11 protein-coding genes are annotated in these 7,690 nt (G+C 56.5%); 8 read left to right on the top strand and 3 right to left on the bottom strand.

Annotated features, from left to right (window positions below; translation table 11 throughout):
• Nucleotides 1-72: 72 nt before the first annotated feature.
• Nucleotides 73-246 (bottom strand): hypothetical protein, encoded by a 174-nt coding sequence (locus tag E5S66_RS13605; RefSeq protein ID WP_171033575.1) that lies wholly within the window; start codon nt 244-246, stop codon nt 73-75.
• Nucleotides 247-644: 398 nt separating this feature from the next.
• Between E5S66_RS13605 and E5S66_RS13435 the strand changes: the two genes are divergently transcribed.
• A complete protein-coding gene (locus tag E5S66_RS13435; RefSeq protein WP_138350040.1) occupies nt 645-872 on the top strand; it encodes a hypothetical protein in 228 nt (75 codons plus the stop codon).
• A gap of 102 nt (nt 873-974) precedes the next feature.
• On the opposite strand, the gene E5S66_RS13430 is transcribed toward E5S66_RS13435, so the two are convergent.
• Nucleotides 975-1,211, bottom strand: coding sequence for a DUF2829 domain-containing protein (locus tag E5S66_RS13430; RefSeq protein WP_138350038.1), 237 nt, complete (start codon nt 1,209-1,211; stop codon nt 975-977).
• A 902-nt stretch (nt 1,212-2,113) separates the two neighbouring features.
• On the opposite strand from E5S66_RS13430, the gene E5S66_RS13425 reads away from it, so the two are divergent.
• From E5S66_RS13425 to E5S66_RS13945, 6 genes are all read left to right on the top strand, one after another.
• On the top strand, nt 2,114-2,509 hold the full coding sequence (locus tag E5S66_RS13425; RefSeq protein ID WP_138350036.1) for a hypothetical protein: 396 nt from the start codon (nt 2,114-2,116) through the stop codon (nt 2,507-2,509).
• 29 nt (nt 2,510-2,538) lie between these two features.
• Complete coding sequence (locus tag E5S66_RS13420) at nt 2,539-2,865, top strand: hypothetical protein (RefSeq protein WP_138350034.1); 327 nt, start codon at nt 2,539-2,541, stop codon at nt 2,863-2,865.
• Nucleotides 2,866-3,299: 434 nt separating this feature from the next.
• Entirely contained in the window at nt 3,300-3,713 is a 414-nt protein-coding gene (locus tag E5S66_RS13415; RefSeq protein ID WP_138350032.1) for a hypothetical protein, read from the top strand.
• A gap of 122 nt (nt 3,714-3,835) precedes the next feature.
• A complete protein-coding gene (locus E5S66_RS13410) occupies nt 3,836-4,153 on the top strand; it encodes a hypothetical protein (protein WP_138350030.1) in 318 nt (105 codons plus the stop codon).
• A 57-nt stretch (nt 4,154-4,210) separates the two neighbouring features.
• Complete coding sequence (locus tag E5S66_RS13405; protein ID WP_138350029.1) at nt 4,211-4,594, top strand: hypothetical protein; 384 nt, start codon at nt 4,211-4,213, stop codon at nt 4,592-4,594.
• Between the two features lie 1,390 nt (nt 4,595-5,984).
• Complete coding sequence (locus E5S66_RS13945) at nt 5,985-6,293, top strand: glutaredoxin domain-containing protein (protein ID WP_171033574.1); 309 nt, start codon at nt 5,985-5,987, stop codon at nt 6,291-6,293.
• On the opposite strand, the gene E5S66_RS13395 is transcribed toward E5S66_RS13945, so the two are convergent.
• On the bottom strand, nt 6,290-6,892 hold the full coding sequence (locus E5S66_RS13395; RefSeq protein ID WP_138350027.1) for a hypothetical protein: 603 nt from the start codon (nt 6,890-6,892) through the stop codon (nt 6,290-6,292). The two genes, E5S66_RS13945 and E5S66_RS13395, sit on opposite strands and share 4 nt — an antisense overlap.
• Before the next feature lie 122 nt (nt 6,893-7,014).
• Between E5S66_RS13395 and E5S66_RS13390 the strand changes: the two genes are divergently transcribed.
• Complete coding sequence (locus E5S66_RS13390; RefSeq protein ID WP_138350025.1) at nt 7,015-7,389, top strand: hypothetical protein; 375 nt, start codon at nt 7,015-7,017, stop codon at nt 7,387-7,389.
• Nucleotides 7,390-7,690: the final 301 nt, after the last annotated feature.

The following is a 7,690-nucleotide window of genomic DNA, read 5'->3' as shown; positions in this document are numbered from 1 at the left end:
GTCTTCTGTTACTTTGCGCCCTAACAAGTCATTCAAGCCGACGCCGCTTCGCGGCGCGGCTTAACTCAGGTGTTAGGCCTCATGGAATTTTCGCCAACCAATTTGGGTGTCATCGTCTGCAGCCACATTCTCGAGGCTTCGCGACCGATATTGCTCGTAGCTCACGATGCCGACGGTTGGAACTTCGCATGTGGCGAGCGCGACCACGGCGGAGCTGACGACTTCCATGTTGTCGGCGTTGGTCATCTGGCGAGCAGGGATAGCTCTGTCAACGACTGCGCCAATTTGCCTGCTGGGTTCATCGCAGAGCGAGCGTCTGTGGGCTCGCCGTGGATACGGCGGGAGGATCCCGGCGATGAGCCCTAACATTGCGTTCAAGCCGAAATTGCATCGCTACGCCAACAACATGGCCGATAAAGCTTGCCATGTCGTTGGCTACGCGCTGCAATTCGGCTTAACTTGAGCGTTAGGCGGCATGGGGAAATTCAATGGCGGGTGAAGTTTTAGTAGCAGCGATCGCGGCAGGTGCGGGCGTCGTGGGCGGCCTTGTGTCAGCCGTGGTCGGCCCTTTCATAACTCATCGGCTACAGGGCTCTTCCGCGGTTAAAGAACAACGCCGCGCGCACGTACAGAAGTGGCGCGAGATGATCCATGAGATCCACGTGGAGAGTGACGGCGACCAGAATGTGAAAGCCATGATCCTCACTCACCCGGTCTACCTCGGGCTTGAGCCGCACCTGGAAGAGAGCGTGCGCAAGGAACTCCGGTCCAAGGGGATCGTCATAATCCAAGACAATCAAGGTCTTGCCGCACCGCTGCAGGCCCTCGCTCGCGAGATCACTCGAATCGAGAAGGGCTGGGAACTTGTCTAGTTTGCCGCCTAACAATTCGTTCAAGTGGAAGCCGCTTCGCGGCTCCACTTAACTCAGGTGTTAGCCCCCACGCCGCACATCCCGGCGGCGTGGGGGCGTCGGTCATACTGCAATACGCCAATCTTCGGCCAGTACGTCAGTCTGGCTTGCAAGCCACGGGACGCGCGCGCCAGGCGTGTTCTGCGCGTCGGCGGGGTAATTCAGGTAGATGTATGGGAGCGTCATCCTGCTGTGCGCATCAGGACGTTGCAGTTCAAGCCATAGGCCCTTACCGTTCCATCCGTCGCGCTGCACTTTGCCGCCAGCCTTCAATTCATCCAGCGCCTTTCCAAAATCCATGTTGCACCTCGTTGGCAGTTTTGCCACTCTCGCTGTGGTGGCTAACAGTTCATTCAAGCCGACGCCGCTTCGCGGCGCGGCTTAACTCAGGTGTTAGGCCGCTAAAAGCAATGCTTCCGTAGCTGCGCCAAGCGGTGCGCAGGCGCAACTTGCCAACCGGTTCTTCCGTTGGGGTCCTGGCGCTCGGCGGCAACATCGTTCAACGGTTCGTGCTTGCCTCAGCATCGGCTCGCGCTCGCAGTTTCTCGCGGCGGAAGACGATCGGACGTTCTCGCCGGCCGCAGCGTTTCCCGGCAGCACTCTTGCGTTGCGCGTGTGCGGCTCGGCTCTCGGACGGCACAGGCAGCTGCGGCAACCGCTTGCCGTGCGCTGCGCGCCCGACTGCCTTGGTCTTCTGCTACCTTGCGCCCTAACAGTTCGTTCAAGCCGAAACTGCTTCGCTCCAGCAACGGCGTGGCAGAAAAAGCTTGCCACGCCGTTGCTTGCGCTACGCAGTTCGGCTTAACTCAGGTGTTAGGCTGCAGCGTCGGAATTCCAGGCGGCGGACGCGAGAGCCATCAGAGTTTACCGAGTCGTTTTCGCGGCGTTCGCCGAGTGACTGAATCCGCAGCCGCCTGCTAGAAAAGCGGTGCATCGCACGGCGCTGCCAAGCGCGCTTGGCAGGCCAGCGTTCACCGCTTTTCCTCGCGCCGTTTGGCGCCTGCTCCCTGCCGCGCTGCTTCCTCGTGCGTCGGCGGGCGTGGCAATCTTGCGGTGACCGCTAGCAAGTACGGTCGGCTGCACCCTAACAAATCGTTCAAGCCGACGCCGCTTCCCGGCATCGTGATAAGTTCTCGCAACTTGCCGTTCCCCGCTTCGGTGGCTCTTCGTTGCGGCGCGGCTTAACTCAGGTGTTAGAACTCATGGCGCAGCATGACTACCAGCCGGTGGAAGACGCTTTCCGCGAGGGCACCGTCTCAGGAAAGTCTCCTGAGGAGCTCCGCGCCTATTTGCTCGCACTGGCAAATCAGCCCATCCCAAATGATTCGGTCCGGCACCGAGACATCATCCGCGGGCTAACCGTCAACCACTTGTTGCTTCAGCACCACATTGACTCGCTAAACCGGCAGAACAGCAAGACCCAACGCTGGGTCATTGTCCTAGCGGTCGCGGCCCTCCTGAGTTCAATCGTGCAGATCTTTTCACCGCTGCTCTTCAACACTGGAAGCGGTGTCCAGAAGGCGGAGGCCGGCAGGGAAACCGGGCCAGTGAGTTCTAACAATTCGTTCAAGCCGACGCCGCTTCGCGGCGCGGCTTAACTCAGGTGTTAGGCCTACAGGAAATATCCATGCGCCTTCTGACAATCGCCCCGCTTCTGCTGCTGTCGTTCTCATCAGTTGCCGAGCCTGACTACAGCTACTGCGAGATCACCGGTCTTGCACTCGGCGCGGACAAGGAGTTCGTTGGCTCCGTGGCGGCGCGCATCGTAGACCGTCAAGGTCTAACGGGCGATTCTGGCTGCCAAGCTGTGTGGCAGGACGCTTACCGTACCGGCAAGCGTCTTTCTACTGGCGGTCAATGGTCTCAACTAGACACAGTTAAATGGGGCAAGCTCCAGGCCTTCGAGACCAAGGTGCTAGACAGCGTTATCAACGGCTTGCATCTCGGCTTGTAGGCCTAACAATTCATTCAAGCCGACGCCGCTTCGCGGCGCGGCTTAACTCAGGTGTTAGGCCGCTAAAAGCAATGCTTCCGTAGCTGCGCCAAGCGGTGCGCAGGCGCAACTTGCCAACCGGTTCTTCCGTCGGGTTCCTGGCGCTCGGCGGCAACATCGTTCAACGGTTCGTGCTTGCCTCAGCATCGGCTCGCGCTCGCAGTTTCTCGCGACAGCAGACGATCAAACGTTCTCGCCGGCCGCAGCGTTTCCTCGCAGACTTTCGCGGTGCGCTTGTGCGGCTCGGCTCTCGGACGGCACAGGCAGCTGCGTGCTGGCTCATGCCGTGCGCTACGCGCCCGACTTTCCTCGTCTTCTGTTACTTTGCGCCCTAACAAGTCATTCAAGCCGACGCCGCTTCGCGGCGCGGCTTAACTCAGGTGTTAGGCCGCAAGATGCAAGAACGTAGCTTCTCATTGTCAGAGCTCTTGCTAGCCACATCTCCAGTTCTCGGCCGTCTTCTGCTCATTTGGGGCGTCATTGCGCTTGGCAAAGCCGCACTCTTCTATTTGTTTGGCCTATCCGGCGCACAGGCAATCGTGATTGCGCTGTTGACTGGCGCGCTATTCTTTTCTGCGCCACTCGCAACATCAGCACTCCGCGCCAGGCGACGCGTCCGATTGTTCTCTCAAGCTGGCCGCAAGACGCTAGCGTTTTGCTTCGTGTGGGGCGCAATTGCCGTTGCAATATTCATAGCCATCCTCCAGCTGCTTCAAGGCATGGAGGCAACCCCAATGAACTATCTGCTCGCAATGCTCGGCGGCGGGTTGTTCTGCTCTGCCACAGCTTCAATCCCCAACGGACGCTAGTGGCTTTGCGGCCTAACAATTCGTTCAAGCCGACGCCGCTTCGTGGCTTCACCTTTGCGCTTGCGCTACGCTAGCGCAAAGCCTTCGCCACTGCGCGGCGCGGCTTAACTCAGGTGTTAGGCATGTTCCGGACACTGCTCGAATGCCCGCATTGCAAATGGCGCATCGCACTTGAGGATGCACGCACCGAGATCCCGCAGCCGGAGCTCAGCACCACTTGGAAGAAGGTCCAGCTTGTGTATACGATCTGCCCTGAATGCCGCCGCGACTTTCGGGTGACTGGCGAGCGCCGGGCCGCAGCGATCTTGCTCATGGCTGTCCTTGCCTCCCTTCTAGCGGCCAATTTCATGGACTCTTGGTGGCCACTTGTGCTCGGCAGCTCGCTGCTTCTGCTGCAGAACAAGGTCAAGCAGCTTCTCATCAGGGCTGAACATGCCTAACAATTCGTCCAAGCCGACGCCGCTTCGCGGCGCGGCTTAACTCAGGTGTTAGAACTCATGCCCACTCTTATCGCCAACTGGAAAAGGCTTGTCGGCTGGGCCGCACTGATCTTTGTTGCCTATCAGGCTGTCAGCCTGATCGTATATACAACTCCAGCGGAGTCCTACAGTACTTTTGCGGCGCGAGCTTCTGCATTTCTGGCGTATTACGTCTTCTTCCGCCGCACTCCAAGCCATAAGCGTTTGCTTGGCGCAGCTCTATTCGTGTTGATTCAGGTGATAGATATTGCCGTGCTTTTCGCCTTGTCGGGCTCGTTGGCAGGCTGGCTCGATCTACCAGGTACTTCAATCAACTTTGCAGTCTGTTTGCTGGCGTATCTTGCGTCGCAAATGAGTTCTAACAATTCATTCAAGCCGAAGCCGCTTCGCGGCTCGGCTTAATTCAGGTGTTAGGCCTGGGGAAAAGCTTTCCAGTGTTGTCGGCCTTCGGCAGTTGTTTCGCGCTCTGCGTTTCTTGCGTTCTGCTGGGTCGCCGTTGGTCAGGCGTTCGTGATCCACTGTTCTTGCTTCGGACGCATCGCTTCGGACAGCGCAGGTGCGCGGCCGCCATGTCGGTGAGCGGACCTTCGTGTTCGCGCTCGCGTGTTGTCGCGTCGTGCAGTGTTTGCCGTTGCGCTCTTGCCCGCCAGTTTTCCCGCTCCGCTCGCGCGGCGCTCTTGCTTCGGCTCTTCAAGCCTCGGCCTGCGTGTGGCTTGGCTAACGGACGGCGGCTCCCGTGTCGCGCGTGGCGTTGCAGCTTGCGATTCCGCCACTTCGGCCGTAACGTCGGCCCTAACAATTCGTCCAAGCCGACGCCGCTTCGCGGCGCGGCTTAACTCAGGTGTTAGGCCGTAGACCAATCTATGTTGCTAGCCAAAGTAATCGCCACTGCTTACGTCTTGCTTGGACTCTTCGGACTGATCGTAGTCTCGGTGCCAAGCAACTACGCAGACATGTTTCATGAGCCAGGGAAGCCTTGGGTTGGCCTCCTTCGCCAAGCTCACGCTTACGTTGCTCTTGTTTTCATTGTCACTTGTGGGATCGCTGTTTGGTTCTTTCCGACTTACGCTGGCGAGCTTTCTATTGCGGTCTTAGGCGTCTTGGTTGCTGGCAAGGTCTTTAGCGTTTTGGCGGGACACAGGATTAGGTGCGTACGTTGCTTGGTCACTGGCGTGCTGATCGCATCTCTTAGTACATGGGCCATCGTTGCAGGCACCTCGCCTACGGCCTAACAATTCATTCAAGCCGAACCCGCTTCGCGGGTCGGCTTAATTCAGGTGTTAGGCCCTACTGAAACAACTATGGCGATCTTGATGACTTTGCTAGTCGTTGTCGCGGTGCTTCTCGCAACCAATGCGTATGTGAAGGCCGACCGGTTCTTCTCGGCGCTTGTAGCCGATCATCCCGCCGCTCTGGATGCGTTCCAACCCGGGCACGGCGTTCGGTCGTACGGCCCAATCGCGCCAGCCAAGTTCCGCTATCTAAATGCTCGGCAGTTCCTCTCATTAGAGGAGCCGGAGTTGCGGCGCAAAGGCGCCCAAGCATACTTTGCCCTATCGCTATACGCGGTGTCGTTCTTGGTGCTGCTTGTGGCTTTGCTCGCTTGGTCCGCGTGGCGTGGGGCCTAACAATTCGTCCAAGCCGACGCCGCTTCGCGGCGCGGCTTAACTCAGGTGTTAGGGCGCATGTCGGACATCCAGATGCGATTTGAAGAAGGAGCAAGCGACGTAGATCCGTCGCGCCCTCTCATCTATCTCTGGGAGATCATCGGATCCGATGGATAAGTCTGTACTTGGTTCAAAACCATAGCAAGAACATTGCTCCCGCTAATTATTCAGAGATATTTATCGCGGAACACCTTGATCCAAAGGTACCAGTAGTCATTACCTTGACCACTTGTGAGGCTTGTAAAGCCTCAAAAATATGGCTTGGAGAAAACAACATAAGCCATATCGAACTAGATATTCAGAAAAACGAGCGCCTAGCGAAACGACTCCTGAAAGCGGTTAATGCCTCAGCAGTTCCTGTGCTTCTTACTCAGAAAGGAGCCATCGTTGGATTCGACTCCGCACAATGGAAAAAATCCATACAAAGCAATTAATTATTCTTCCTGCGAAACATGCTTACGCGCCTTGATTCTGACTCAAAGGAAAAAGTAAAAGACAGCTTTATTGCAATCGGATTCTTAAGAACGCCCGCTCCGCTGCAATCGTCCGTAATCTGCGCACCAATTGGAAATGTGCACACCATCGGCGGAGTAAATTTCCAGCCCTTCATTGAGCTAATCATGGCCGTTACAAACGCCTGATCTATCTCACCCTCTTTTTCCGGGCATTCTGGAATTTCATAAAGCGGCGTAACTTGTTCCACCGATCCTTTTTCATTAATAACAATTTCACCGCATGTGCTTACAGACCTAATATTCCTTGACTTCAACTCCTCCGGATAATTAGGCAAGGTATCTACTAACGGAGAAGGCATAACAAACTTCTCGTTGTCCGGGATCTTCATCCTCTCCGCACCTGGTGGCAGGATAATTCCCATTGCTACGTCATTCTTAACGTTTTTTTGGCATGCCGTCATTCCAGCAAGCAACAATGAAATAGCAAGAATTCTTTGCATTGCACTCCTCCTAAATTTTGCCCAGCGTATTTCTGGTGTCGCTTCAATGTCAAATCTTGCGCCTAACAATTCGTTCAAGCCGACTCCGCTTCGTTCCGGCGTCAGGCATGGCAGAAAAAGCTTGCCATGCCTGCCACCTCCACTACGCTACGCGGCTTAACTCAGGTGTTAGACCACTTGGACACAGAAAGGAGTCCAGCTTGAAAAAGATCATTGCCCTGCTGCTTCTGACTCTCGCCATGCTCACCACTGGCAACACTTTTGCCAAAGACAAGAGCGAGAATGGCGTCTATCGGCCAACGCTCTCAACCAACCCCAAGAAGTATCTGCGCGAGTTCCAACTCAACAAGGCTACACCCGACGAGATCATTCAGTACGTTGGCGCTCCAGACAAGACGTACTCCCTCGGCGGCTCCGACTTCATCACGTACAACCTCGCCACTCAAAAAGGCGGCATCATCGAGTACACGTTTGAGGTCAAAGATGACCTTGTGGTCAATGTGACCTATCTCAACTCGGGCAATTTCTTTGGCGTCACGCAGCGTGAGTCAGCCAAGCAATTGCAATCTCCGTGACTTCTAGTCTGTGGTCTAACAATTCGTTCAAGCCGACGCCGCTTCGCGGCGCGGCTTAACTCAGGTGTTAGGCATTGATCTTAGCTTTCAAGCTCGCCTCGATCGTCTTCGTGCTGCTCCTCGCGGCGCTGGGTTGCTGCCCATCTCTCTTTTCCCTCCCTTTCATGCTCTATATGAGCAAGGGCTGGACGCCTAAGCAAAAGGACAGACTCCGTAGCGCGGTAGCGACGTCCCCCCGGATTTGAGTAGCGCTGCGATCTGGAGTCCAATCCCCGGCAGCAAGGAGATTGGACGTGAAGAA

The sequence above is a fragment of the Thermomonas fusca genome, assembly GCF_005862345.1.
Taxonomy (GTDB): domain Bacteria; phylum Pseudomonadota; class Gammaproteobacteria; order Xanthomonadales; family Xanthomonadaceae; genus Thermomonas; species Thermomonas fusca.
Note: the sequence above shows the minus strand (reverse complement) of the source record. Positions and strands in the feature narration are given on the sequence as shown.

Coding starts and splice junctions, on each gene's coding strand:
- E5S66_RS13435 (WP_138350040.1), top strand. CDS start 645: ATGATCCATGAGATCCACGTGGAGAGTGACGGCGACCAGAATGTGAAA.
- E5S66_RS13425 (WP_138350036.1), top strand. CDS start 2,114: ATGGCGCAGCATGACTACCAGCCGGTGGAAGACGCTTTCCGCGAGGGC.
- E5S66_RS13415 (WP_138350032.1), top strand. CDS start 3,300: ATGCAAGAACGTAGCTTCTCATTGTCAGAGCTCTTGCTAGCCACATCT.
- E5S66_RS13605 (WP_171033575.1), bottom strand. CDS start 246: ATGACCAACGCCGACAACATGGAAGTCGTCAGCTCCGCCGTGGTCGCG.
- E5S66_RS13420 (WP_138350034.1), top strand. CDS start 2,539: ATGCGCCTTCTGACAATCGCCCCGCTTCTGCTGCTGTCGTTCTCATCA.
- E5S66_RS13405 (WP_138350029.1), top strand. CDS start 4,211: ATGCCCACTCTTATCGCCAACTGGAAAAGGCTTGTCGGCTGGGCCGCA.
- E5S66_RS13410 (WP_138350030.1), top strand. CDS start 3,836: ATGTTCCGGACACTGCTCGAATGCCCGCATTGCAAATGGCGCATCGCA.
- E5S66_RS13430 (WP_138350038.1), bottom strand. CDS start 1,211: ATGGATTTTGGAAAGGCGCTGGATGAATTGAAGGCTGGCGGCAAAGTG.